Source organism: Salmonella sp. NW645 (assembly GCF_051703725.1).
GTDB classification, from domain to species: domain Bacteria; phylum Pseudomonadota; class Gammaproteobacteria; order Enterobacterales; family Enterobacteriaceae; genus Salmonella; species Salmonella enterica.
Genome location: NZ_JAMMKR010000009.1, coordinates 102,760 through 128,033 on the forward strand (window position 1 = coordinate 102,760; position 25,274 = coordinate 128,033).

The 25,274-nt window shown below is 49.3% G+C and carries 35 protein-coding genes and 1 pseudogene; 30 read left to right on the forward strand and 6 right to left on the reverse strand.

All coding sequences use genetic code 11. The features are described from left to right. Positions 1–26 precede the first annotated feature (26 nt). The 3 genes from NA389_RS18445 to NA389_RS18455 form a co-directional block, all read right to left on the reverse strand. A complete protein-coding gene (locus NA389_RS18445) occupies positions 27–1,079 on the reverse strand; it encodes a phage integrase (protein WP_079917095.1) in 1,053 nt (350 codons plus the stop codon). A gap of 188 nt (positions 1,080–1,267) precedes the next feature. Continuing rightward, positions 1,268–1,459: a hypothetical protein gene (locus tag NA389_RS18450; RefSeq protein WP_000900883.1), complete on the reverse strand. Its 192-nt coding sequence runs from the start codon at positions 1,457–1,459 to the stop codon at positions 1,268–1,270. A 15-nt stretch (positions 1,460–1,474) separates the two neighbouring features. Then, a complete protein-coding gene (locus NA389_RS18455) occupies positions 1,475–2,044 on the reverse strand; it encodes a phage repressor protein CI (RefSeq protein ID WP_001346406.1) in 570 nt (189 codons plus the stop codon). Between the two features lie 145 nt (positions 2,045–2,189). On the opposite strand from NA389_RS18455, the gene NA389_RS18460 reads away from it, so the two are divergent. The 11 genes and pseudogenes from NA389_RS18460 to NA389_RS18510 all read left to right on the forward strand — a co-directional run bounded on the left by NA389_RS18460 (position 2,190) and on the right by NA389_RS18510 (position 8,109). Next, a complete protein-coding gene (locus NA389_RS18460) occupies positions 2,190–2,393 on the forward strand; it encodes a hypothetical protein (RefSeq protein ID WP_000188450.1) in 204 nt (67 codons plus the stop codon). Positions 2,394–2,457: 64 nt separating this feature from the next. Further along, complete coding sequence (locus NA389_RS18465; protein ID WP_000460893.1) at positions 2,458–2,967, forward strand: phage regulatory CII family protein; 510 nt, start codon at positions 2,458–2,460, stop codon at positions 2,965–2,967. A 7-nt stretch (positions 2,968–2,974) separates the two neighbouring features. Further along, positions 2,975–3,085: pseudogene (locus NA389_RS18470) on the forward strand (phage filamentation protein Fil family protein); the annotation flags it as partial. A 56-nt stretch (positions 3,086–3,141) separates the two neighbouring features. Further along, positions 3,142–3,366: a hypothetical protein gene (locus NA389_RS18475; RefSeq protein ID WP_001374083.1), complete on the forward strand. Its 225-nt coding sequence runs from the start codon at positions 3,142–3,144 to the stop codon at positions 3,364–3,366. A 22-nt stretch (positions 3,367–3,388) separates the two neighbouring features. Next, positions 3,389–3,730, forward strand: a complete 342-nt coding sequence (locus NA389_RS18480) for a DUF5347 domain-containing protein (RefSeq protein WP_000996717.1) — start codon at positions 3,389–3,391, stop codon at positions 3,728–3,730. 67 nt (positions 3,731–3,797) lie between these two features. After that, positions 3,798–4,031: a DUF2732 family protein gene (locus tag NA389_RS18485; protein WP_023135810.1), complete on the forward strand. Its 234-nt coding sequence runs from the start codon at positions 3,798–3,800 to the stop codon at positions 4,029–4,031. Beyond that, positions 4,031–4,258: a TraR/DksA family transcriptional regulator gene (locus NA389_RS18490; protein ID WP_023135809.1), complete on the forward strand. Its 228-nt coding sequence runs from the start codon at positions 4,031–4,033 to the stop codon at positions 4,256–4,258. Before NA389_RS18485 ends, NA389_RS18490 begins: the two co-directional genes overlap by 1 nt. After that, positions 4,255–5,112, forward strand: coding sequence for a DNA adenine methylase (locus NA389_RS18495; RefSeq protein WP_079917096.1), 858 nt, complete (start codon positions 4,255–4,257; stop codon positions 5,110–5,112). Before NA389_RS18490 ends, NA389_RS18495 begins: the two co-directional genes overlap by 4 nt. Continuing rightward, positions 5,109–7,523 (forward strand): replication endonuclease, encoded by a 2,415-nt coding sequence (locus tag NA389_RS18500; protein WP_079917097.1) that lies wholly within the window; start codon positions 5,109–5,111, stop codon positions 7,521–7,523. Before NA389_RS18495 ends, NA389_RS18500 begins: the two co-directional genes overlap by 4 nt. 153 nt (positions 7,524–7,676) lie before the next feature. Beyond that, positions 7,677–7,865, forward strand: a complete 189-nt coding sequence (locus NA389_RS18505; protein WP_001154434.1) for a hypothetical protein — start codon at positions 7,677–7,679, stop codon at positions 7,863–7,865. Between the two features lie 10 nt (positions 7,866–7,875). Then, positions 7,876–8,109 (forward strand): DinI-like family protein, encoded by a 234-nt coding sequence (locus tag NA389_RS18510; protein ID WP_053530352.1) that lies wholly within the window; start codon positions 7,876–7,878, stop codon positions 8,107–8,109. A gap of 196 nt (positions 8,110–8,305) precedes the next feature. On the opposite strand, the gene NA389_RS18515 is transcribed toward NA389_RS18510, so the two are convergent. Beyond that, entirely contained in the window at positions 8,306–9,343 is a 1,038-nt protein-coding gene (locus NA389_RS18515) for a hypothetical protein (protein ID WP_023262102.1), read from the reverse strand. 533 nt (positions 9,344–9,876) lie between these two features. Between NA389_RS18515 and NA389_RS18520 the strand changes: the two genes are divergently transcribed. Beyond that, complete coding sequence (locus NA389_RS18520) at positions 9,877–11,658, forward strand: DUF262 domain-containing protein (protein ID WP_023262103.1); 1,782 nt, start codon at positions 9,877–9,879, stop codon at positions 11,656–11,658. A gap of 36 nt (positions 11,659–11,694) precedes the next feature. Here the strand turns inward: NA389_RS18520 and NA389_RS18525 are convergent, their stop codons facing one another. Both NA389_RS18525 and NA389_RS18530 read right to left on the reverse strand, forming a co-directional pair. Beyond that, positions 11,695–12,729 carry a phage portal protein gene (locus NA389_RS18525; RefSeq protein WP_023262104.1) on the reverse strand — a complete coding sequence of 345 codons (1,035 nt, stop codon included), beginning with the start codon at positions 12,727–12,729 and terminating at the stop codon, positions 11,695–11,697. Beyond that, the gene (locus tag NA389_RS18530; RefSeq protein ID WP_023262105.1) at positions 12,729–14,495 is read right to left on the reverse strand and encodes a terminase ATPase subunit family protein; all 1,767 of its coding nucleotides are present in this window, start codon (positions 14,493–14,495) and stop codon (positions 12,729–12,731) included. Before NA389_RS18530 ends, NA389_RS18525 begins: the two co-directional genes overlap by 1 nt. A 142-nt stretch (positions 14,496–14,637) precedes the next feature. On the opposite strand from NA389_RS18530, the gene NA389_RS18535 reads away from it, so the two are divergent. From NA389_RS18535 to NA389_RS18620, 18 genes are all read left to right on the forward strand, one after another. Beyond that, positions 14,638–15,471 (forward strand): GPO family capsid scaffolding protein, encoded by an 834-nt coding sequence (locus tag NA389_RS18535; RefSeq protein ID WP_021522001.1) that lies wholly within the window; start codon positions 14,638–14,640, stop codon positions 15,469–15,471. A 16-nt stretch (positions 15,472–15,487) separates the two neighbouring features. Further along, positions 15,488–16,546 (forward strand): phage major capsid protein, P2 family, encoded by a 1,059-nt coding sequence (locus NA389_RS18540; protein ID WP_079917098.1) that lies wholly within the window; start codon positions 15,488–15,490, stop codon positions 16,544–16,546. A 3-nt stretch (positions 16,547–16,549) separates the two neighbouring features. Next, positions 16,550–17,200 carry a terminase endonuclease subunit gene (locus tag NA389_RS18545; protein WP_000059204.1) on the forward strand — a complete coding sequence of 217 codons (651 nt, stop codon included), beginning with the start codon at positions 16,550–16,552 and terminating at the stop codon, positions 17,198–17,200. Between the two features lie 95 nt (positions 17,201–17,295). Further along, entirely contained in the window at positions 17,296–17,760 is a 465-nt protein-coding gene (locus NA389_RS18550) for a head completion/stabilization protein (RefSeq protein WP_000673520.1), read from the forward strand. Further along, a complete protein-coding gene (locus NA389_RS18555) occupies positions 17,760–17,963 on the forward strand; it encodes a tail protein X (RefSeq protein WP_000868175.1) in 204 nt (67 codons plus the stop codon). Before NA389_RS18550 ends, NA389_RS18555 begins: the two co-directional genes overlap by 1 nt. A gap of 3 nt (positions 17,964–17,966) precedes the next feature. Further along, positions 17,967–18,182: an HP1 family phage holin gene (locus NA389_RS18560; RefSeq protein WP_000171567.1), complete on the forward strand. Its 216-nt coding sequence runs from the start codon at positions 17,967–17,969 to the stop codon at positions 18,180–18,182. After that, entirely contained in the window at positions 18,163–18,675 is a 513-nt protein-coding gene (locus tag NA389_RS18565; RefSeq protein WP_023262107.1) for a lysozyme, read from the forward strand. The genes NA389_RS18560 and NA389_RS18565 overlap by 20 nt, the downstream gene beginning before the upstream one ends. A 1-nt stretch (position 18,676) precedes the next feature. Then, entirely contained in the window at positions 18,677–19,054 is a 378-nt protein-coding gene (locus NA389_RS18570; protein WP_023262108.1) for a DNZ54_00345 family protein, read from the forward strand. Further along, on the forward strand, positions 19,051–19,479 hold the full coding sequence (gene lysB, locus NA389_RS18575; protein WP_023262109.1) for an Rz-like lysis system protein LysB: 429 nt from the start codon (positions 19,051–19,053) through the stop codon (positions 19,477–19,479). Before NA389_RS18570 ends, lysB begins: the two co-directional genes overlap by 4 nt. Then, positions 19,364–19,612 carry an Rz1-like lysis system protein LysC gene (gene lysC / locus NA389_RS18580; RefSeq protein ID WP_223931488.1) on the forward strand — a complete coding sequence of 83 codons (249 nt, stop codon included), beginning with the start codon at positions 19,364–19,366 and terminating at the stop codon, positions 19,610–19,612. Before lysB ends, lysC begins: the two co-directional genes overlap by 116 nt. Next, positions 19,575–20,006 (forward strand): phage tail protein, encoded by a 432-nt coding sequence (locus tag NA389_RS18585; protein ID WP_001039945.1) that lies wholly within the window; start codon positions 19,575–19,577, stop codon positions 20,004–20,006. The genes lysC and NA389_RS18585 overlap by 38 nt, the downstream gene beginning before the upstream one ends. After that, positions 19,999–20,442: a phage virion morphogenesis protein gene (locus tag NA389_RS18590; RefSeq protein WP_023262110.1), complete on the forward strand. Its 444-nt coding sequence runs from the start codon at positions 19,999–20,001 to the stop codon at positions 20,440–20,442. Before NA389_RS18585 ends, NA389_RS18590 begins: the two co-directional genes overlap by 8 nt. Positions 20,443–20,558: 116 nt before the next feature. Next, positions 20,559–21,374 (forward strand): toll/interleukin-1 receptor domain-containing protein, encoded by an 816-nt coding sequence (locus NA389_RS18595; protein WP_079917099.1) that lies wholly within the window; start codon positions 20,559–20,561, stop codon positions 21,372–21,374. 67 nt (positions 21,375–21,441) lie between these two features. Next, on the forward strand, positions 21,442–22,020 hold the full coding sequence (locus tag NA389_RS18600; protein ID WP_023262112.1) for a phage baseplate assembly protein V: 579 nt from the start codon (positions 21,442–21,444) through the stop codon (positions 22,018–22,020). Then, positions 22,017–22,376: a GPW/gp25 family protein gene (locus NA389_RS18605; protein ID WP_017465760.1), complete on the forward strand. Its 360-nt coding sequence runs from the start codon at positions 22,017–22,019 to the stop codon at positions 22,374–22,376. Before NA389_RS18600 ends, NA389_RS18605 begins: the two co-directional genes overlap by 4 nt. Next, the gene (locus NA389_RS18610; protein ID WP_023262113.1) at positions 22,363–23,271 is read left to right on the forward strand and encodes a baseplate assembly protein; all 909 of its coding nucleotides are present in this window, start codon (positions 22,363–22,365) and stop codon (positions 23,269–23,271) included. Before NA389_RS18605 ends, NA389_RS18610 begins: the two co-directional genes overlap by 14 nt. Further along, positions 23,264–23,869, forward strand: coding sequence for a phage tail protein I (locus tag NA389_RS18615; RefSeq protein WP_017465759.1), 606 nt, complete (start codon positions 23,264–23,266; stop codon positions 23,867–23,869). Before NA389_RS18610 ends, NA389_RS18615 begins: the two co-directional genes overlap by 8 nt. After that, a complete protein-coding gene (locus tag NA389_RS18620; protein WP_082244276.1) occupies positions 23,866–25,272 on the forward strand; it encodes a phage tail protein in 1,407 nt (468 codons plus the stop codon). The genes NA389_RS18615 and NA389_RS18620 overlap by 4 nt, the downstream gene beginning before the upstream one ends. The last annotated feature ends 2 nt before the right edge of the window (positions 25,273–25,274 follow it).

Consider the following 25,274-nt stretch of genomic DNA (forward strand, 5'->3'; position numbering starts at 1 on the left):
CTTAATGTGGTGGTCAGTGGTGGTTATTACGGGGTAATGCCAACCGCTGCCGCCACTTTGTCGCCATTTGGTAACGTTGCCAGTGGATTGAAACGGAGCGCCGTTTCCAAATGATCCGGTGCCAGATGCGCATAACGCATAGTCATTTTTATATCGTGGTGTCCGAGAATTTTTTGTAAGGCCAAGATGTTTCCACCCGACATCATGAAGTGCGCCGCAAACGTATGGCGCAGAACGTGTGTCAGTTGACCGCGAGGGAGAACGATAGACGTTTTTTCCATCACGGATAAAAATTGAAAATAGCAGTCTGTGAAGAAATTGAACCCATCGAGCGCCATGATCTCTTCATAAAGCTCTTTACTGATAGGGATGCTTCTGTTTTTCTTCCCCTTCGTTCTCACAAAGGTGATTCGGTACTTGGTGACCTGTGAGCGGGTAAGATTGATTGCTTCTCGCCAACGTGCGCCTGTACTTAGACATATTTTTACAACCAGTGCCAGAATTGGGTTCTGACGTTTGCAGTCAGACAGTAATTCGATGATCTGCTCATGTGTAAGCCATGCCATTTCCTTTTCTGCGATAGTGAATTTGCGCATCTTCTCTAATGGGTTTGGAAGTGTCCATTCACCCAGGCGGGAAAGTTCTCTGAAAACGCTGCTTAGATGGCTTTGCTCCAGGTTAACAGTAACTGGGCTTGCTCCTTTCTTCCATTTTTCACTGAAGTAGATTTCACCAGTAAGGCGTTTATCGCGATAGTGAGCAAACATTTTTGAGGTGAGATCGGTTGCAAGGGGATTTCCCAAGGCGTCAACCATCAACAGCAGCTTGCTGTAGACATGCTGTCCGGCAGTAAGAGATTTGCCATGTAATTTGAACCATAGCTCAACCATATCTTTCAGTGTCCGACGATCCACTGATTCGCCCAGCCAGGGCTTTGCTTCTATTTCACCCATGGTGTATCGCTCGAAGGCTAGTGCTTCGCCTTTGGTGGCGAATTGTTTACGCACACGACGCCCATTACGTCCGGCGAGGTAACATTCGCAAAGCCATTTCCCTGTGGTGAGTTTTCGTACTGCCATAAAAAATGCCCTCCAGTAGAGAGCATTTTCACTGTATGTATAACCAGTGTCAATGTATGAAATCCTACGACCATACATCTCACTGAAGCCATAATTAAGTTGGCTATTCTTTTTGCTATGTGAGCATGTAACTTTTGCGGTTAACCTGCGGCTCATTTTTATTTTAGACGCAGATATAAAAGCAAAAGTTATCGTGAGTTTTTAGTACAGATTTTTTTGGATTTACTAATAGTTCCATCATTGCAAACGAATTTGCCATCTGAGGTACAGTGAGAAACACCTCCCTTTTTCCCTGAGCAGGGATAATTTCTAGCATAGGTAGTTAGTGGGTTTAATAACAAAGAACATGACAAAACCACAAAAAATACCTTACCAAGCATAGTTTCCTCCCGGTACTATTTAACATACTTGACTGTTAAACTTATAATTTTACCAATTATTTCAATGTCTTCTATCTTGCATTCGAAGGCTCTGTTTCCACCCTCGACGAAGATTCTTCCACCGGGTAAACGAGTAATGTCACGGATCGTTATTTCGCCATCAATACTTATTACCCATTTACCATCACGTATATCATCAAATTCTTTATCACAAATAAATTCAGAATTGTTATCTGTGATGACAAAAGGTTTTTTAAACGTAGAGGGTAGAAATCCCTTATCAAAAATATAAAAACCGTCTTTCTGCAATGCTCCATCAGACAATAAATATTTTTCTACTTCTATAGTATTTGTATTTGCTGATGCTTGCTTTGAACCATGCCCTGTTGTTAGCCAATTAAGCGAGGTGCCCGTTTCAAGGGCGCACTGGATTACCCAATCTGCTGGAAAAATATCACGCATATAGCGCGTTGCCATGGTGCTCTTAGAAACACCTAAATGATCACAGAGAGCCTGACGGGTACCGAATCCATATGCTTCAACTAAACGTTCTATGGCTTTCTTACCGCCGCTATTGAAATCCACAAGTCCTCCAAAGAAATCCAAAATTCGTTGACAGATTCCAAAAGCGATCTTAAAGTTGAACCAGAAGTGTTCTTTTGGAGCCTTCACTACTAATCACGACAAACAACGGCTCGCCACAAGCCATATCTAGAAGGAATGTTGCCTTATGACACCTAACATTTCAATTACTCTGAATACACCACATGTCACAATCGAACGTTATAGCGAACTGACTGGCCTTTCTATTGATACGATTAACGACATGTTGGCTGATGGCCGACTACCTCGTCATCGTCTTCGTAAAGACAAAAAACGTGAAAAGGTAATGATTAACCTGGCTGCTCTGACTGTTGATGCTTTGTCTGCTTAATAGACGTCTATTTTCGCAATAAGACGCTGAGTTCGATTTTGCGATAAGTTCGGAGTTGAAAACCATGTTTGATTACCAAGTTTCCAAACATCCACATTTTGATGAAGCCTGTCGTGCATTCGCACTGCGCCACAATCTGGTGCAACTGGCAGAACGTGCGGGCATGAATGTGCAGATTCTGCGGAACAAGCTGAACCCAGCTCAACCTCATTTATTAACCGCACCAGAAATCTGGCTGCTTACCGATCTGACTGAAGATTCAACGTTGGTAGATGGTTTTCTGGCACAGATTCATTGTCTGCCATGTGTACCGATTAATGAGGTAGCAAAAGAGAAACTGCCGCATTACGTCATGAGCGCAACTGCAGAGATCGGGCGTGTTGCAGCAGGTGCGGTATCTGGTGATGTAAAAACTAGTGCCGGTCGTCGTGATGCTATCAGCAGCATTAACTCTGTAACACGACTGATGGCGCTGGCTGCTGTTTCATTGCAGGCCCGTTTACAGGCTAATCCTGCGATGGCGAGTGCAGTTGATACCGTGACTGGCCTCGGTGCTTCATTCGGTTTGCTGTGAGGTGCTTATGCTGACGAAAGAACCATCATTTGCATCGCTGCTGGTAAAACAAAGCCCGGCAATGCACTACGGTCACGGCTGGATCACGGGTGAGGATGGAAAACGCTGGCATCCATGTCATTCACAAGATGAATTGCTGTCTGAATTGACCACGAGGAAACGGAGAAAGTCCAAATGTATGCGGCAGAAAGTGAAGTGGTTTATCAGTTTCGTTACAGAGGGGAGAGTTATTCAGTACCTGAAGATGATTTGCTCTGTTGCTATCCGTCATTGTCGGGCGATGGCAGTTACTTTTTCACGTTAAAGGATGGGACGTTTTTACGGGGAGAGCAGGTTAAAGAGACGATACGAAAAAATGTATCTCCTCTTGAGCGTTACCGTAAGAACAAAGAACGATAGCTGCGTTTGGGGGATATGAAGTATGGCAATTAATGGCGCTGCAGCAACTGTTCCATTAAGCCCCGGCGAACGCCTGAATGGGCTTAATCACATTGCGGAATTAAGGGCGAAAGTTTTTGGCCTTAATATTGAGTCAGAGCTTGAGCGGTTTATTAAAGATATGCGTGATCCACGGGATATCAATAATGAACAAAATAAACGGGCACTGGCTGCCATATTCTTTATGGCAAAAATTCCAGCTGAACGTCATAGCATCAGCATTAATGAGCTGACCACTGATGAAAAGCGGGAGTTGATTAAAGCAATGAATCATTTTCGTGCAGTGGTGAGCTTATTTCCCAGACGGCTAACCATGCCGAATTAACCAACTAATGAAATTCATGGCGTAAACCCGCCGGGTATCCCTTTATCTAAATTCAGGAGAATTGATTATGCGTAATATTGAAACCCTCACGACTAAAACCGGACCGGATGATGCAGGTCTTAATCTTTTACTGACAGAGGCCCGTTTTGAAGAACGTCGGGCAAGGGCTGAAGCGATGGCAGCTCGCCTTGATAGCCTGGCGTGTCATATCACATCCCGCCAGCTAAACCACGTCGAAGCGGCAGAACTGCTGCGTGTGACTGCTGAAGCAATCCAGAACGAAGCGCAGGAGATCCACTAATGGCTGATGCAATGGATCTCGTACAGCAGCGCGTTGAAGAAGAACGCCAGCGCCATATCTGTGCTGCCCGTGCTAAAACACCGGGCGTGTCCCGCGTGCTTTGCATTGAGTGTGAAGCGCCAATTCCGCCAGCACGCCGCCGCGCCATTCCAGGTGTGCAGCTTTGCATTACCTGTCAGGAAATCGCAGAGCTGAAAGGCAAACATTACAACGGAGGTGCTGTATGAGCACCATCCTGAAATGGGCAGGAAATAAAACCGCAATTATGTCCGAACTGAAAAAACATCTTCCTGCTGGCCCGCGACTGGTTGAACCTTTCGCGGGTTCCTGTGCTGTGATGATGGCGACGGATTATCCAAGCTATCTGGTTGCGGATATTAATCCTGATTTAATCAACCTCTATAAAAAGGTTGCCGCTGATTGTGAATCGTTTATATCTCGTGCCAGAGTTTTATTTAAGGAAGCAAACAGGGAGGTGGCTTATTACAACATAAGACAGGAGTTTAATTACTCAAATGAAATTACTGATTTCATGAAAGCGGTATATTTCCTGTATCTCAATCGTCACGGTTACCGTGGTTTATGTCGCTATAACAAGAGCGGGCATTTCAACATTCCCTACGGTAATTATAAAAATCCGTATTTCCCTGAAAAAGAAATTCGCGCATTTGCAGAAAAAGCCCAGCGGGCAACGTTTATCTGCGCCAGCTTTGATGAAACGCTGGCGATGTTGAAGGCGGGGGATGTGGTGTATTGCGATCCGCCGTATGACGGCACGTTTTCCGGTTATCACACTGACGGCTTCACTGAAGATGACCAGTATCACCTGGCATCCGTTCTTGAACATCGGTCATCAGAAGGACATCCGGTCATTGTTTCTAACAGTGACACATCCCTGATCCGTTCGCTGTATCGCAATTTTACTCACCACTACATCAAGGCAAAACGCAGCATCGGCGTAGCAGCTGGTGAGAGTAAATCTGCAACAGAAATCATCGCTGTTTCTGGGGCGCGCTGCTGGGTGGGATTTGATCCTTCGCGTGGCGTGGATAGTTCTGCCGTGTACGGAGTGCGTGCATGAGCCATGCTGATATGAACAACTGCAGCGGCTTTAACGAGGCCGCCGCAGCATTCTCATGGAACAGCCCGAAAAAGGCTATTAACCCTTATCTGGACCCGGCGGAAGTTGCGCCGGTTTCTGCGCTTTCAAACCTGATCACTCTGTACGCTGCCGATAACGAGCAGGAACAACTGCGCCGCGAGGCACTGAGTGATCAGGTCTGGGAGCGTTATTTCTTTAATGAATCCCGTGATCCTGTCCAGCGCGAAATGGAGCAGGATAAGCTCATTAGCCGGGCAAAGTTGGCGCATGAGCAGCAGCGTTTTAACCCGGACATGGTCATTCTGGCAGACGTCAGCGCCCAGCCCTCCCATATCAGCAAGCCGCTGATGCAACGTATTGAATACTTCAGCAGCCTTGGCAGGCCAAAGGCTTATTCCCGCTATTTGCGTGAGACGATTAAGCCATGTCTGGAACGGCTGGAGCATGTACGCGACAGTCAGCTATCCACTTCTTTTCGCTTTATGGCAAGCCATGAAGGGCTGGACGGCCTGCTGATTCTGCCTGAAATGAGTCAGGATCAGGTGAAACGCCTGTCCACCCTTGTTGCTGCGCATATGAGCATGTGCCTTGATGCAGCTTGTGGCGATTTGTATGCCACCGATGACGTTAAGCCAGAAGAAATCCGCAAGACATGGGAAAGGGTGGCGGCGGAAACCCTGCGTCTGGATGTCATCCCACTTGCGTTTGAGCAACTCCGCCGGAAAAGAAACCGCCGTAAACCCGTGCCCTATGAACTCATTCCGGGTTCGCTGGCGCGTATGTTGTGCGCCGACTGGTGGTATCGGAAATTATGGAAGATGCGTTGCGAATGGCGGGAAGAGCAGTTGCGCGCTGTCTGCCTGGTTAGCAAAAAAGCATCTCCTTATGTCAGCTATGAAGCCGTGATGCATAAACGTGAGCAGCGCCGTAAGTCGCTGGAGTTTTTTCGTTCTCATGAACTGGTGAACGAAGACGGCGACACGCTGGACATGGAGGATGTGGTAAACGCCAGCAGCAGCAACCCTGCGCATCGCCGCAATGAGATGATGGCCTGTGTTAAAGGCCTGGAGCTTATCGCGGAAATGCGCGGTGACTGCGCCGTTTTCTACACCATCACCTGTCCGTCACGTTTCCATTCCACGCTAAATAACGGCAGGCCTAACCCGACCTGGACAAATGCGACGGTAAGACAAAGCAGTGATTATCTGGTCGGCATGTTTGCTGCATTTCGTAAGGCGATGCACAAAGCCGGATTGCGCTGGTATGGCGTGCGGGTGGCTGAGCCGCATCATGACGGTACAGTTCACTGGCACCTGTTGTGTTTTATGCGCAAAAAAGATCGCCGCGCCATTACTGCTTTATTGCGTAAGTTTGCCATCCGTGAAGACCGCGAGGAGCTGGGTAATAACACGGGACCACGCTTTAAGTCTGAGCTGATAAACCCGCGCAAAGGTACGCCAACAAGCTACATCGCGAAATACATCAGTAAGAACATTGACGGGCGTGGTCTGGCTGGCGAGATCAGCAAGGAAACGGGTAAATCCCTGCGTGATAACGCTGAATACGTTAATGCCTGGGCGTCTCTGCATCGTGTTCAGCAATTCCGCTTCTTTGGCATTCCGGGGCGTCAGGCTTACCGTGAACTGCGATTGCTGGCTGGTCAGGCGGCAAGGCAACAGGGGGACAAAAAAGCAGGTGCGCCGGTACTGGATAACCCGCGCCTTGATGCAATCCTGGCTGCTGCTGATGCTGGTTGTTTTGCCACCTACATCATGAAGCAGGGCGGCGTACTGGTTCCCCGCAAATATCACCTCATCAGAACTGCTTATGAAATCAACGAAGAGCCGACCGCCTATGGCGATCACGGTATTCGTATTTATGGCATCTGGTCACCCATTGCAGAGGGCAAGATCTGCACTCATGCGGTGAAGTGGAAAATGGTTCGTAAGGCCGTTGACGTTCAGGAGGCGGCAGCCGACCAGGGCGCTTGCGCCCCTTGGACTCGTGGCAATAACTGTCCCCTTGCTGAAAATTTGAACCAACAGGAGAAAGATAAATCAGCTGATGGGGACACCAGAACGGACATTATCCGCATGGATGACAAGGAGTTGCACGATTACCTGCACAGTATGAGCAAAAAAGAGCGCCGGGAACTGGCAGCAAGGTTACGCCTGGTTAAGCCGAAACGGCGTAAAGACTACAAACAGCGAATTACAGATCATCAGCGACAGCAGCTCGTCTATGAACTGAAGTCCAGAGGATTTGATGGCAGCGAGAAAGAGGTCGATTTACTCCTTCGCGGTGGCAGTATTCCGTCAGGAGCAGGCCTGCGTATCTTCTATCGGAACCAGCGTTTGCAGGAAGATGATAAGTGGCGGAACCTGTATTAATTACGCGGGTTAACAATTCGTGCTCTTAATAATACCAGGCATATCAGGCTGATGAACGTAAAAAAACGTTTTACATCAGTAAGATTATTATATACTGTAAATATAAACAGTGGTTATGTATACAGTATTGATTGTGGTGTCATAGGAGGAAAGATGCAGGACTATTTTTTGGAGTCTTTGAAGCTCCAGCGCATTGATTTTTTTCTTAAGCTTGTAGCGGCTAGTGAGTGTAGTGATGAAGAGAAGGGGCTGGCTCTGCAGTGGGTTTCTGAGTTGACTGATGAACTCATGGCAAAAATCAGAACTCACGAATACAACCGCTCAATGGATGTCATCAGTTGAGGTGACTTTTATGCGCATTGAAATAATGATCGATAAAGAGCAGAAGATTAGCCAGTCTACCCTGGACGCCCTTGAATCCGAGCTTTACCGCAATCTGCGCCCCCTGTATCCAAAAACGGTAATTCGCATGCGCAAAGGTAGCTCTAACGGTGTGGAACTGACCGGACTGCAACTGGACGAAGAAAGGAAGCAAGTGATGAAAATTATGCAGAAGGTGTGGGAAGACGATAGCTGGCTGCATTAAGAAACGTTGCCCCCAGTAGGGTTCATTCTGATGGGGGCTAGTTTGAGCAACGAGTGAAACGAGGCGTTAGGTGGGAGGCCATTTTGATAAGTTATCACCCACTTTATACCAATAACAGAACTGCGTAATAACTATTTACCTCGGGGGGAGATGTGAGCCATACAAATTTCAGTATTAATTTTCAATTCCCTCCATTTTACAATGAGTTTTTTTCCCAGAACTGTAATACAACAGGACTAGCCCACTCTGGCATCAGCGCGTTATTTAAAAAACTGAAAACATCATGAGACGCATCAGCATTTTTTCTAAGGAATTTCCAGCCTTTTCTAGTATTTATCTCAACAATACCTAACCCACCATCATCAAACATATGCATCTTGAATTCAGGATTGTTTACACCTAGAGATTTTATTTCTTTTATGTATGGACTATCTTCATCCATAAATATTTTCTCTATGTGCTTAGCACAATGATATATTTTATTTCGATAAGTTGATACGCTCACAGCGGTACGCGCTGTTGTTATTCCCATTCCTAATGGGGCATATGCTTTTCCATCCATCACTACGGGCAGATTTATTCCATTTTTTCTTAAGTTTGCAATATCTGGATCTGTAGTTGGATGAATGCAAGCCAAGCCTGAAATACCTTTCATTTCAAATATTTCTGCTGCTTCTGGCCAGTTGCGTATGAATGTTTCTACCAAATCTCTTTGAGAAAAAAGATTTGGTTCTATGTTTTTATCATGATGTTTTATATCAATAAAAAGCACAGCGTTTGAGTACACCTTCAGGAATAATACCCACTCAGCACGATCTGAGTATTTTTTACTTGAACTTACTGGATTTAATGGCAGATGGAGGTGATGAATCCCCCAATCAGCCCATAGGTTATCCGTTCTTTTCGTCGCCTTTTTACCGCTTGTGTCATTGAATAATGTTAATGTTTTACTCTGATAAGGATTTACATCACCACCAGTAGTAAACAACATCTCGATTCTCTGCAATCCAACCCTTGCGCCATCGTGAATATTTTCAGGAAATCGATCTGATTTTAAAATTATTCGTTTTTGTGGAGCAATGTAGCGTAAAAGAAAATCACACCACCTCAGTAGAGGATCGTGAAGATTTGAGTGCCCGGATTCATCATATAATAACCCAAATGCTTGAATTCCCTTCTCTGAAATTTCGTCAATATCTTTGATTAAATCAATATTTTTTCGTGCGTCCAACATACTAACTCCGTTTAAATATAATTTTTTAGTATTTCAGTTAATTAATATCTATACGCCGTTATAGCTGAATTTTACGGTGATTTCAGGGCACATTAACCAATTTAGATAATACTATAGTAATGGTTGGGCTGATTTTTCAAGAACAAAAGTAATTTTCAAGCTTTGTAACATGTTGATTTTCCACTTTTCGCTCAAGCGGGCTTTCATCTTTGCAAGCCCATATGTTCGTTTTTCAAGCGATTATTCAGATACGTTAACTTCCCATGGCAGTGCATGACTATGCTGCATGAAATCGCATGATCGATCGAGGATCGTCTATGCTTAGACCAGCCAGAAATGGCGGGCTTTTGCTCATGTCATGCAGCTGCATGAAAACCACTGCATAAAGTGGGCAGGCGTGGCGGGGATACGAGCGCGCGCTAGAAATGTTTACTGATATTCTTGTAGTACATTGCATTTTTCTTTTTTTATGTCATATCATTAGCCATTTGAATAGGACATTATTATCAATTTGTTGTCTCTGAGGATAAGTTATGAATTTTGATGCAACACCACTAAATATAAAAAACATTCTATCTGTAAAACAAAGATATGTTATTCCTCGTAATCAACGTGAGTTTAGTTGGGAAAAGCTTCAGCTTGAAGAATTATGGCAAGATATTGTCAGAAATATAAGGTTGAATGAAGATGGACAGAACTTGGAGTGTTCAGAATATTTTATAGGGACTATTGTTCTTTCTGGAGCAGATAGTGATGATGTATTAGAAGTGGTTGATGGACAACAACGATTTTCAGTTATTACTATATTGCTTTCATTAATATCGCGTAAATTGCGTTCCTTAGGGCAAGATTCATTAGCGGATGATATATTTAAAACATATATCGTTACTGTGAGTCCTACATTTAGCAGAAGCCAATTAGCTTCAAATGGTGAGACATTTATTGAAAAATTAGCAAAAAATAGCGATAGAACATATTTTAAGTTAAAATATCAAGATCGCGAAGAGCATCAAGTTGATGAATCTTGTGAAGAGGATGTACGTATAAGTTATGCAGGAATTTTTCTTTCTAGAAAACTAGGGAGGAAATCACTCTGTTCTGCATTGTTGCGAGATGGTGCAAAACATTATAATAACCAAGATTATATATTTTGTTTGACTGCTGTATATAGAATGATTACCAATTATTTGAAGTTGGTAAAAATATCTGTAGGTAAGGAGGATGATGCTTATGATATTTTTGAAGTGTTGAATGCTCGAGGGATAAACTTAAGTTCAATTGATTTGATAAAGAATAAAGTATTCCAAACTTGCACTCAAACATATCCGGTAGATATTGCAAAAACAAAATGGGATTATATCGTTACTCAAATTGAGTCTAGGGATAGTAATAGCACTATTGCTGATTATATTAGAACGTGGTGGCTTTCTAAGTATAATTATATTGGAGAAGATCAACTTTATCGTGCTTTTAAACGTGAGATTCAAGATGAGAATACTTTATTGTCATCAGCATCATTTCTGAACGAATTATATGATGATGTTGAATTATACTGTAAAATAATAGCGCCAAATACAGATGACTGGCCTCAACCTGATCAGCGTGAAATTTACAACTCGTTAAAAGCATTCGAGATTTTTAATGTGAGTATTCCTCGACCATTTGTACTCTCATTACTTAGAAAACGTAAAGAGAAACCGAGAGCCCTTACACAATCAATGCTGATAGAATGTTTGAAGTCCTTAGAGTCATTTCACTTTAAGTTTAATGCAGTATGTCGTCTAAGACCATCTGGAATCGATGCAAAATATTCTGTATTAGCAGTAAGAATGAATAAGGCATTAAATAAAAGAGAAGTTGAGGGTGTTATTAATGACGCGTTAGATTATTTTACACAGAAAGGGCCTTCAGAAAATATATTCAAACAAGCATTTTCAAAGAATATTGTTTATACAAATAAAAAGTCTGGGCAAAGGAAGTTGATTGTTTATATTTTTGACAAATTGGAACGTATCAGACGAGGGACGCGAGAGTTAAAAATGGATATAGTTTCTTTGGAACACATATCATCTCAAAGCAAAACTAACGAGTCAGTCGTAGGTATGATTGGTAATTTACTACCACTCTGTTTTTCACTTAATGAAGATTGCAAAAATTATGAGTTGCACAAAAAAATAGAATCTTATAAAAAATCTGATTTAAAATTAGTTACAGAGTTTGTTAGCGAGTCAGAAGCAAGAGAACATAAATGGGATGATTCATTAATAAAAGAAAGAACAGATAGCTTGGCGTTAGAAACGTTTGCTAAAATATAAGTTCATTGGCAGGTATAGTACCTGCCATTATTCAATTTACATACACTCCACAGAGTATTCACTGAATGAGATGATGTCTTTTTTAGCCCATTCATTAAGTTGCAGAATATGTTTTTGAATTGGTAGTAACTCATTCATAACAAATACTTTCGCGGCCTTCTCCACATCCCCAAACCCCCCAACATTATTCGGCATAATCCCCATCATTTGTGGCGGCACACGATGCGCTGCCATCATGTCATCCCGACTCACGTTCTTGATGTTAAGAAATTCATCCTTCGCCGCGACTTCTGACAATGGGATGATCTGAAGCCCGTCTTTTTTGCCGTTAGGCGAGTACATAAACAGATTGCGGAAGTTGCCTGGACCTTTGGCGCTTTTCATCGCGTTGCGGAGGTTGTTCACATCCTCCTGATTCTGCGCGGCGTCGGTCATGTACATGATGAAGCCTGCATGGCTGCCGTTGATGTAATACTTACGGCGGAACAGCGTGGCAGACTCGTTGAGCAGGGCGGATGGAATAGCAGAAAGATAACCAGGCAGGCCGTAGATTTCCTGGTTGATGTCCGGTTCCATCAGATGAAAAATGCTGCCTTTCGTGAACTGATACGGCTGGGTTGTCATACCGTATTGCACAAACCAGTAGGTATCCAGGTCTAACCCGCGTCGGGTGTATTTTGCCAGCGCAGGCTCAAGGGCGATAACTTCACCGAATCGGTTCGTGCGTTTCTCCAGGTAGGCGTTACCAAATACCAGATAGTCCTGCACAAAACGCGAAAAAGCCTGCTGGCTGAGCAGCGGATGAGGGATATAGGTACTGGTCAGAATGTTGCACTTTACTGCAATCGGGGAACTGTGATGCACGGCAGCGCGGAAGGTGCGCGCCAGTCCGTCAAAGCTGACGGGCGGCTCATACCAGCGGTCCATCTGTACGCATTCCACATAATCCAGCAGTTCTCGGCGGTCCAGAACAGGAACGGGATCGCCGAAGCTGAATGCTTCGGCTGTAGTTTGACTTTTAAGCTGGATCTGTTTCGTCGCCGCAGCGCGGTTCTTCTTACTCTTTCCCATCAAAAAATCTCCACAATATTGCTGGTATTGGCGGATTCGCCCTGCAGCGGTTCGTTAAACAGTGCGTGCATCGTTGCCCAGGCCAGATCGGCGTGGCTGGCTTCTTCGCTGCGGCTGGCTTCATAGGTCGGACGGTTGCCACTGGCGGTGGTGGCGCGACGGATTGCCATAAAGGACTGCGCTATGTCGGTGTGTCCGGCGTCAAACTCCAGACGGCGGTGGCTGATAATGTCGTAGGCCTTGAGTACCAGGGCGTTTTTAACGTTGGGGTTGTAGACAAACTCCCGGACGGCAGGAAAAAACGCTTTCACGTTCTCGTAAACCCCGTGACCAACGCCTGTCGAGTCGATGCCGATATAGGTCACGTTGTACTGTTCGGTCAGTTTTTTGATGGCGTCAGCCTGGGCGCGGAAGTCCATCCCGCGCCACTGGTGACGCTCAAGAATGCGGAACTTACCGCCCGGCACGGCTGGCGGTGCCACCACCACGCACCCGGCGCTGTCGCCGTTCTGCGTACCTTTTGCCGGGTCATAACCGATCCACACTTCGCGCCAGCCAAACGGGCGCAGCGCCAGTGCATGAAAGTCGGTCCAGACTTCCCAGCTGTCCACCATACACGCCTGCAGCTCGCTGAGCGGGAACACGGACGCGAGATCGTCCACGAACTCACACATCAGCAGGTTCTGGTATTCGTCCGGGCTGTATTCCATGCGCAACTGGTCAAGGTCGAACAGGTTACAGCCGCCGCGCACCGCATCTTCCACGGTGACTATCTGGCGGTATTGCCCGTCTGCACACAGCAGGCCGGGAGCCAGATTGCTGTGGGACAGGTCGATGTCCACCTTATCGGCTTTGTTGCGCCCACGGTTGAACAGCGCACCGGACCAGAACGGATAAGCACTGTGGGTCAGGCTGGATGGCGTGGAAAAATAGGTTTGCCGCCATTTTTTGTGAATAGCCATACCGGAAGCCACTTTGCGCAGCTCCTGAAATTTCGGTATCCAGAAATATTCATCCAGATACAGGTTGCCGTGATAACTCTGGGCAGTGCGGGCATTGGTGCCGAGGAAGTAAAGCGTGGCACCGTTAGGAAGCACCATCGGATCGCCTTTCAGCTCCACCTCCACTTCTTTGGCGAAGTCGATGATGTACTGCTTAAAGACGTGGGCCTGTGCCTTGCTGGCGGAAAGGAAAATCTGGTTACGTCCGGTCAGCAGGGCGTCAATCAGGGCTTCACGGGCAAAATAGAAGGTTGCGCCGATCTGGCGAGACTTCAGCAGGTTACGGATGCGATTGGTTTTTCCGGTTTCCCACCAGTGGCGCTGGTAGTTGAACATGGAGGAATGGAAGATTTCTTCCAGCTTCTCAATCTGTTCATCGGTGAAGACATTCTTTTCCGGCTGACGGCGCGGGCCTTTGTTGCGGTTGGCGACGTTAGGGTTTAAGTCGGCTTCGTTGCCGCCATTGTTAAACTTGCCGATCCGCGCGTGGCGCTCAGACTGGCGCGCCAGCAGGTCAATCTCTTTGAAATCTTTCCCTTCTTTGTGCTCCTTCATGATGAGCTGGCAGTAGCGTGCGGCGGTGGTGAGCTGCATCTGATCCAGCGGCCCATAGTCACCCCACTTGTCGCGTTTTTTCCAGCTGTGAACGGTTGCAACTTTCTCGCCCAGCATTTCAGCAATGCGGGCTACGCGGTATCCCTGAAAGTACAGCAGCATGGCCTGCCGACGGGGATCGAGATCTGCGGGTGTCAGTGTGGTGTTCATGGCACAAACCTACAGCCTTGAATGAAGGCTTTCCCCGCCTGCGGTTTGTGTGGTTGTCGGTACAAATACCGCGCATTGTTTCACTGCCCCCATCACCGCAACCATAAGGCTCCAGTAAGTTTTTTCTAACGGAGCACGGCTCATGACAGTGAAAGCAAAGCGTTTTCGCATCGGGGTGGAAGGTGCCACCACCGACGGACGCGAAATCCAGCGTGAATGGCTGGAACAGATGGCAGCCAGCTACAACCCTGCGGTGTATACCGCGCTGATTAACCTTGAGCACATCAAGTCTTATCTGCCGGACAGCACCTTTAACCGCTACGGCAAGGTGACGGCGCTGTTTGCTGAAGAAATCACGGAAGGTCCGCTGGCAGGCAAGATGGCGCTGTATGCCGACGTTGAGCCAACGGAGTCCCTGGTGGAGCTGGTGAAAAAAGGCCAGAAATTATTCACCTCTATGGAAGTCAGCCCGAAGTTTGCTGATACGGGCAAAGCCTACCTGGTCGGCCTGGCTGCCACTGATGACCCTGCCAGTCTGGGTACGGAAATGCTGACATTCAGCGCCAGTGCAGCCCATAACCCGCTGGCAAACCGCAAGCAGAATCCCGCCAATCTTTTTACCGCTGCAGAGGAAACGGTGATCGAACTGGAAGAAATCCAGGAGGACAAACCGTCCCTGTTTGCCCGTGTCACGGCGCTGTTTACCAAAAAAGAGCAGTCCGATGACGCCCGGTTCTCTGATGTGCATAAGGCCGTGGAGCTGGTCGCCACTGAGCAGCAAAACCTGAGCGTGCGCACCGAAAAATCCCTGTCTGAGCAGGAAGAACGCCTGTCTGAGCTGGAGACTGCTCTGCAGGAGCAGCAAACCGCCTTTAACGAACTGGTGAATAAGCTGAGTCAAGAAGACAGCCGCCAGGACTACCGCCAGCGTGCAACAGGCGGTAACGCCCCCGCTGACACTCTGACCAATTGCTGATGGAGCACAAAACCTGATGAAGAAGAATACCCGCTTTGCTTTTAACGCTTACCTGCAGCAGCTGGCGCGTCTGAACGGTGTGGCAGTTGAAGAGCTGTCCAGCAAGTTCACCGTGGAGCCGTCCGTGCAGCAGACGCTGGAAGACCAGATCCAGCAGTCCGCCGCTTTCCTGACGCTGATTAATGTCACCCCGGTGACTGAACAGTCCGGTCAACTGTTGGGGCTGGGTGTTGGTAGTACCATTGCCGGAACCACTGATACCACCGCAAAAGAGCGTGAGCCTGTCGATCCGACGCTGATGGTCAATGTGGAATATAAATGCGAGCAGACCAACTTTGACACGGTGCTGACCTACGCGAAGCTGGATCTGTGGGCGAAGTTTCAGGATTTCCAGGTGCGTATCCGTGACGCCATCGTGAAACGTCAGGCACTGGACCGCATCATGATCGGCTTTAACGGCGTGGAGCGAGCGAAAACCTCCAACCGTAGCGAAAACCCGCTGCTGCAGGATGTGAATAAAGGCTGGCTGCAGAAAATCCGTGAGGATGCACCGGATCACGTCATGGGCAGCACCACCACGGGTGGTGAAACCACACCGGGTGCGGTGAAAGTCGGGAAAGGTGGCGAATATGCCAACCTGGACGCCGTAGTGATGGATGCCGTCAATGAGCTTATCGACGTGGTTTACCAGGACGATGACGATCTGGTGGTTATTTGCGGGCGTGAACTGCTGTCTGACAAGTATTTCCCGCTGGTCAACAAAGAGCAGGAAAACAGTGAAAAACTGGCTGCCGATATGATCATCAGCCAGAAACGCATGGGGGGCCTGCAGGCCGTGCGTGCGCCGTTCTTCCCGCCGAATGCACTGCTGATTACCCGTCTGGATAACCTGTCCATCTACTGGCAGGAAGACACCCGCCGCCGTTCAGTTATCGACAACCCGAAACGTGACCGGATTGAAAACTTTGAATCCGTTAACGAAGCCTATGTGGTTGAGGACTACCGCTGTGCCGCACTGGTGGAAAACATCCAGATTGGCGACTTCAGCGCCGCCGCAGCAGAAACCGGAGCGTAATTCATGAGCCTGAGTCCCGCACGGCAGCATCGCCTGCGCGTTCAGGCTGAACAGGCCGCCCGCGAGGGCGGCAGTGTTCGCCACGCGTCGGGCTATGACCTGATGCTGCTGCAACTGGCGGAAGACCGCCGCCGTCTCAAGGGCGTTCAGTCCACGGTCAAAAAAGCGGAAATCAAGGTGGAGCTGCTGCCGAAATACGCTGCCTGGGCAGAGGGTGTCTTGGCTGCCGGAGGCACTCAACAGGATGACGTGCTGATGTACGTGATGCTGTGGCGCATTGATGCCGGAGATTATGCCGGGGCGCTGGAGATCGGGCGTCATGCCCTGCGTCATGGCTGGGTGATGCCGCTGGGTAACCGCAACGTGCAGACCGTGCTGGCAGAGGAAATGGCAGATGCAGCGCAGAGCGCAATGCTTGCCGCCACCGGCTTTGATGCCGATCTGTTGCTGCAGACGCTGGAGCTGACAGACGGTCTGGATATGCCGGACCAGTCACGGGCGCGTCTGCATAAAGCGATTGGCGCTGTCCTGAGTGAAAGCAATCCGGCTTCCGCCCTTAATCATCTCAACCATGCGTTACAGCTCGATCCCCGCTGTGGCGTGAAAAAAGACAAACAGCAGCTGGAGCGCAGACTGCGCAATGACAGCCGCTGACAGAACGTGCCCCCGCGCACGGGCGGCACGGGGTGGCGAAAGGCACTGCCACATCAAAACCCCGTCCACCGCCCTTTATTTCAGGAGAAAGCAGCATGAAGTTTGTTGCGCCAGAACAGGCACCGGAACAGGCGGAAATCATCAGAAATACGCCGTTCTGGCCTGATGTGGACCTGTCGGAGTTTCGCAGTGTCATGCGCACTGACGGCACGGTGACGCAGCCGCGTTTAAAGCAGGTTGCGCTGTCGGCAATTTCGGAGGTCAACGCAGAGCTGTATGAGTTTCGCAGACGCCAGCAGATGCTGGGGTATGCCTCGCTGGCAGAAGTCCCGGCGGAACAACTGGACGGCAAAAGCGAGCGCATTCAGCACTATTTCAACGCGGTTTACTGCTGGGCACGCGCCATGCTCAACGAACGTTACCAGGACTATGACGCCACGGCATCCGGTGCGAAGCGAGGCGAGGAACTGGCGGAAGCAAGCGGTGATTTATGGCGTGACGCCCGCTGGGCCATCAGCCGGGTGCAGGATGCGCCGCACTGCACAGTGGAGCTTATCTGATGAAAGTGCGTGCACATCAGTATGACACGGTGGACGCACTTTGCTGGCGTCATTACGGGCGCACGCAGGGTGTCACGGAGCAGGTACTGAAGGCAAATCCGGGGCTTGCCGAATACGGCCCCTTTTTACCTCACGGGCTGCAGGTGGAGCTGCCGGACATTCCGACAACCACCACCGTGCAGACCGTCCAGCTATGGGACTGAATTATGACGCTTGAGCGAATCAGCGCCTTTATCACGTATTGCATCGCCGTCGTGCTGGCCTGGCTGGGTGATTTGTCCATCAAGGATGCCTCAACGCTGGGCGGCCTGATGATCGGTGTGCTGATGCTGGCTATCAACTGGTACTACAAACACAAAGCCTACCAGCTTCTGCGCGACGGGCAGATCTCGCGGGAGGACTATGAATCCATCAATCATTAAACGCTGCCTTGTCGGGGCCGTGCTGGCTATTGCTGCCACGCTGCCGGGGTTTCAGCAGCTTCACACCTCCGTGGAGGGACTGAAACTGATCGCCGATTACGAAGGCTGTCGTCTGCAGCCGTATCAGTGCAGCGCGGGTGTCTGGACCGACGGCATTGGTAATACGTCGGGCGTCATTCCCGGCAAAATTATTACGGAACGACAGGCAGCAGAAGGGCTGATCTCCAACGTGCTACGTGTGGAGCGGGCGCTGGAAAGGTGTGTGAAGCAACAGCCGCCGCAGAAGGTGTATGACGCTACGGTGTCGTTTGCCTTCAACGTGGGGACGGGCAATGCCTGTAGTTCCACGCTGGTGAAATTGCTCAATCAGCGGCGCTGGGCGGATGCATGCCGACAGTTGCCGCGCTGGGTTTATGTGAAAGGTGTTTTTAATCAGGGGCTGGATAACCGCCGTGCGCGGGAGATGGCTTGGTGCTTACAGGGAGCAAACTGAAATGAAAAAGAAATTAATCAGCGGGCTGTTTCTGATGTTATGGATGGCGCTGTTAATCGAAGCAATTGTGTATCCGCAGGGGATTTTTCCGGTACTGGCAGCGTCCGGCGTTTGGGTAGCCTGTCTGCTGACATGGGCGGTAATTCCGGTAGCACTGGCTGCGTTAATTAAGAATGGCCCGCTCTGGCAGGAGTTGAGGGCATCTTTGCTGAAGACCATTACCCGAAAAGAAAACGTATTTATCAGCTGGGTGATGCGATTGCTGATTGTCGTAAGTCTCGCCTGGACGGGGTGGGCTATTACCCTGGTCTTTTATCTGCTGACCGTTATTGCCTTCTGGATGACCCGTAATCAGATTGCGCAACAGGTATCAGCATGAACCGGTTGCTGCTGGTTGTGCTGGCGTTATTACTGGCGGCGCTGGGCTGGCAGACGTGGCGGCTGGCTGATGCCAGCCAGACCATCAGCACGCAGGCAGACGAGCTTCGGAGCAAAAGCCAGGCACTGGCAAAGAGCAACAGCCAGCTTATCAGCCTGTCCATTCTGACAGAAACCAACAACCGGGAGCAGGCGCGACTCTATGCCGACGCAGAACAGACCAGCGCACTACTGAGACAACGACAACACCGGATTGAGGAACTGAAACGTGAGAACGAGGATTTACGCCGCTGGGCTGATACTCCTTTGCCTGCTGACATTATCCGGCTGCGGGAACGCCCCACACTCACCGGAGGTGCAGCTTACCGTCAGTGGTTGTCCGCGGGTGACGCCGTGTCGGCTGGGGCAGGCAGCGCCGCGCACTAACGGTGACCTGAACGCGTTGCTGGATGAAACGGAGGCCGCCTGGGCGGTCTGTGCAGACAAAGTGGACATGATTATTGCGTGTCAGGAGCGAAACAGTGAACAAACCACAATCCCTGCGCCACGCCCTCAATAAAGCAGTGCCTTATGTCCGCAATAACCCGGACAAACTGCATCTGTTTGTGGATAACGGTTCGCTGGTTGCCACGGGGGCCAGCTCCATGTCATGGGAGTACCGCTATACCCTGAACGTGGTGATAGAGGATTTCAGCGGCGACCAGAATCTGCTGATGGCCCCGGTTTTGCTGTGGCTGCGGGATAACCAGCCCGATGCCATCAATAACCCGGCGTTACGGGAAAAGCTATTCACCTTTGAGGTGGATATTCTGCGCAACGATGTCTGTGATATCAGCCTTAACCTGCAACTGACGGAACGTGTGCTGGTCAGCACTGACGGCAGTGTGTCGAGCGTTGAAGCGGTAGCAGAACCCGATGAACCTGAAGAAATGTGGACGGTGAAACGTGGCTGAACTGCAGAAGGTGGACGACTGGCTGAGTGCTTTGCTGGCGAATCTGGAACCAGCCGCAAGAAGCCTCATGATGCGCCAACTGGCGCAGGAACTGCGCCGGACACAGCAGCAGAATATCAGGATGCAGCGCAACCCTGACGGCAGCAGCTATGAACCGCGACGGGTAACAGCACGCAGTAAAAAAGGCCGTATCAAACGTCAGATGTTTACAAAGCTGCGCACCACAAAATACCTGAAAACTGCCGCCAGCGCCGACTCTGCCAGCGTGCAGTTTGAAGGCAAGGTGCAGCGCATTGCCCGCGTTCACCATTACGGCCTGCGAGATCGCGTCAGTCGTAAGGGACCGGAGGTGCGTTACGCAGAGCGGCGTTTGTTGGGCGTTAATGATGATGTTGAAAATTTAACTCGCGATATATTGATTAGATGGTTTTCTTAAGGTGCTGATTAGAGAAAGATTCTTTGGGGAAGATACTGATTTTATGATCTTCTTCTTAGTATCACATTTTCTTTCTTGCTAAATTGTAAATCTATCAATTGGTTAGAGAGTATGTGATGTCTGAGAAGTTGATTTTTTTATCTCATATTACTGAAGAAAAAGAATTGGCAAAAATCATTAAAGATGCAATCGAAGATGAGTTTGCTGGATTTGTCAGCGTTTTTGTATCTTCTGATGGAGAAACGATTAAGGCTGGGCAAAATTTCCTAAAAGTAATAGAAGATGGCCTTGTTAATTGTATTGCGGCTATATATTTAATCAGTCCTAATTCTGTGAAAAGAAGTTGGATTAGCTTTGAATTAGGGGCTGTCTGGATAAGAAATACCCTAAATCAGAATGCTGGTTTGGGAGATATTCCTACACTTCCTTTCTGCCATTCGGGCATGGTTTTTAAAGAGTTGCCTCAACCTATTTGTAATTTGAATGCAATTGAGGCCAATATGGCATCTAAATTGGAGTTTGCATTTAGGTCTTTGCAATCAGCTGTGGGTGCTAGGGGGCGGCTCAGAACTGATTTTAATGAATTAGCAGCTAAGGTTGTTGATTTTGAACGCAGGTATGTTTTATTTGATAATCTTGAGAAAGTTTTTGATATTCTCAACTTGTCTAAAAAAGCTTTAAAGGAAATAAAGTCTAAAGTTCAGAATAATTCGTCAAGTGAGTTTATTGTTAGTTTTGACTTGGTTCCCACAACGGTAGAGAAAGAAGTTAGAGATATTCTTCACAAAATACCTAATGATTTGATAAAGGTTCAGTCTGAGTTCCTGGGGATGACTGTAACTGCAAATGATTCATTTCCCGGTTGTAAACTCCAGGTCATCTTTAAGATGGAGTTATTGAAGGATTACTTCAACAAAACAGCATCTCTCTGAATTGTTTAGTAGTTAACACAATCTTCCTTGCTAACTAATCCTGTGCATTTTCGTGCAGGATTAGCCTATGAACGCACAATTAACCGAAATCATGCGCCTTATCACCAACCTGATCCGCACTGGTGTAGTCACCGAAGTGGACCGGGAGAATTGGCTTTGCCGGGTGAAAACGGGCGAGATTGAAACCAACTGGATCAGCTGGCTGACGCTGCGTGCCGGGAATGCCCGGACATGGTGGCGACCATCGGAAGGTGAGCAGGTAGTGCTGCTGAGTCTGGGAGGCAATCTGGAAACCGCGTTTGCGCTGCCCGCCATCTATTCGAATCAGTTCGCTCCACCGTCAACGTCGGCGGACGTCTGCGTGACAGAACATCCTGACGGTGGCTGGTTTGAATACGAACCCGCCACCGGGCGCTGGTATGTCAGGGGCATCAAATCAATGGTCATTGAGGCCGCTGACAACATCACCATGAAAACCAGTGAGTTTGTACTGGAGGCTGACCGCACGCGCATTAACAGCGAAGTTGCGATCAATGGTGGCGTTACCCAGGGCGGCGGTGCGATGAGTTCTAACGGGATCGTGGTTGATGCGCATCAGCATACTGGCGTTCTGAAAGGCGGCGACACAACCGGAGGCCCGGTATGACGCTTTATAGCGGGATGAACAATACCAGCGGTAAAGCCATTACTGATATTGGCCATCTGCGCCAGTCAGTGCGGGACATTCTGCTGACGCCGCAGGGTAGCCGCATTGCCCGCCGGGAATATGGTTCCCTGCTGTCGGCACTGATAGATCAGCCACAAAATCCGGCGTTACGCCTGCAGGTCATGTCGGCAGTGTATGTGGCGCTGAGTCGCTGGGAGCCACGGCTGACGCTGGATTCCATCACCATCAACAACAACTTTGACGGTTCTATGGTGGTGGAGCTGACCGGGCGGCGTAATAGCGGTGTGCCTGTTTCCCTTTCCGTATCAACAGGAGCAGAGAATGGCAGTGATTGACCTTTCGCAGTTGCCTGCGCCGCAAATTGTGGATGTGCCGGACTTTGAGACGCTGCTTGCCGAACGCAAGACAGAATTTGTGGCGCTTCATCCGAAAGATGAGCAGGAAGCAGTGATCCGCACGCTGGAACTGGAATCTGAACCCGTCACCAAATTGTTGCAGGAGAACGCTTACCGTGAGTTGCTTCTGCGCCAGCGCATTAACGAAGCCGCGCAGGCGGTGATGGTGGCTTACGCGATGGGCGGCGATCTGGACCAAATCGCTGCCAACTACAACGTGAAACGCCTGACGGTGACGCCTGCTGATAATGACGCTGTGCCGCCCGTTGCGGCTGTGATGGAAAGTGATGAAGCGTTACGCCTGCGTGTGCCTGCAGCCTTTGAAGGGCTTTCAGTTGCGGGGCCAACTGCAGCTTATGAATTTCATGCCCGAAGCGCCGACGGTCGGGTGGCGGATGCCAGTGCAACCAGCCCGGCACCTGCAGAGGTGGTGCTGACTGTCCTTAGCCGCGAAGGCGATGGAACTGCAGAAAAAGACCTGCTGGACGTGGTTGAAAAAGCTCTGAACAGTGAGAACGTCCGCCCGGTGGCTGATCGTCTTACGGTTCGCAGCGCAGAAATCATCCCGTATCGCGTGGAAGCCACCATTTTTCTCTATCCGGGACCGGAAGCAGAGCCGGTAATGGCAGCGGCAAAAGCCAGCCTGCAGAAGTACATCGCCAGTCAGACGCGTCTTGGTCGGGATATTCGCCGTAGCGCCATCTTTGCTGCCCTGCATGTTGAGGGTGTGCAGCGTGTGGAGCTGGCTTCTCCTCTGGCGGATGTGGTCCTGAACAAAACGCAGGCGGCATCATGTACGCAGTGGAGCGTAACCAACGGAGGAACGGATGAATAGTCTGCTGCCACCGGGTTCAACACCACTGGAGCGCCGACTGGCGCAAACCTGCAGCGGGATTTCTGATCTGCAGGTGCCGCTTCGTGACTTGTGGAATCCGGTGACCTGTCCGGTCAGCTTCCTGCCTTATCTCGCCTGGGCGTTCTCTGTGGATCGCTGGGATGAGGGCTGGACTGAAAGCGTCAAACGCCAGGTGGTGAAGGATGCTTTTTATATTCATCAGCATAAAGGAACCACCAGTGCAGTGCGGCGGGTAGTGGAACCGTTCGGATTCCTGATCCGCATTATTGAGTGGTGGCAGACCGGAGAAACACCGGGCACGTTTCGCCTGGATATCGGCGTGCAGGACCAGGGCATCACTGAAGATACCTATCTGGAACTTGAGAGGCTGATAAGTGATGCCAAACCATGTAGCCGTCACATGATCGGCATGTCCATCAATCTGCAGAGCAGCGGCCCGCATTGGGTGGGGGCCGCCAGTTATCTTGGCGAAGAAATCACGATCTATCCATATATCAACGAAACGATTATTTCCGGTGGCACCGCGCATGAAGGCGGGGCGGTCCATGTTATTGACACAATGAGAGTGAATCCATGAGCACAAAATTTTATACCCTGCTGACGGATATTGGCGCGGCGAAACTTGCCAGCGCCGCCGCGCTCGGTGTGCCGTTAAAAATTACCCATATGGCGGTAGGCGATGGCGGCGGAACATTACCAACGCCGGACGCAAAGCAGACTGCACTGGTAAATGAGAAACGCCGGGCTGCGCTGAATATGCTCTATATCGACCCGCAAAACAGCAGCCAGATTATTGCTGAACAGGTGATCCCTGAAAACGAGGGTGGTTGGTGGATACGTGAAGTGGGCCTGTTTGATGAATCCGGGGCATTAATTGCCGTGGGCAACTGCCCGGAAAGCTATAAGCCGCAACTGGCTGAAGGCAGCGGGCGCACCCAGACCGTGCGCATGGTGCTGATTACCAGCAGTACGGACAATATCACACTGAAAATTGACCCTGCCGTAGTGCTGGCAACCCGCAAGTATGTGGATGATAAGGTACTGGAGCTGAAGGTGTACGCGGATGATCAGATGGCAAAACATCTTGCCGCACCGGACCCGCATTCACAGTATGCGCCAAAAGCCAGCCCGACGTTTACCGGAACCCCCAAAGCGCCAACGCCAGCGGCGGGGAATAATACTACGCAGCTTGCGACCACCGCGTTTGTTCAGGCGGCACTGACGACCCTGATTAATGGTGCGCCAGCCACGCTGGACACGCTGAAAGAAATTGCCGCAGCTATAAACAATGACCCGAAATTCAGTACCACCATTAACAATGCGCTGGCACTGAAAGCGCCGCTGTCGAGTCCGGCACTCACCGGAACGCCAACCGCACCTACTGCGGCACAGTCGGTCAACAATACACAGATTGCCACCACGGCATTTGTGAAATCGGCGATTGCGGCAATGGTGGGTTCTGCACCTGCGGCACTGGATACACTGAACGAACTGGCGGCGGCGCTGGGGAATGACCCGAACTTTGCCACGACAATGCTTAATGCACTGGCAGGTAAACAACCGCTGGACAATACGCTGACTAATTTGAGTGGAAAGGATGTAGCTGGTCTTCTCGCATACCTTGGTTTAGGAGAAGCGGCGAAAAGGGATGTGGGCACAGGAGATAATCAGATACCGGATATGGGAGCATTCGCTTCTGGTTCGGGATGGTTCAGGCTACCAGGTGGATATATTGTTCAGTTTGGCACTTTTTCAGGAAACACGACCCGCTTTATCAGTGGACACTTCCCTATACCATTCCCTAATCAGCCGATGGTTTCAGTCAGTGTTATGTCTGATGCCGTTCAGTCAGACCCGTCGAATCCTGCCCCGCAGGTTTTGTCTGTAAATTTTGAACATATCAGTAATTCAGCGTGGCGTGTGGCAACCAGTGATATCTCACAGCAATACAGATTCAGTTATATTTCGATAGGACGGTAGAA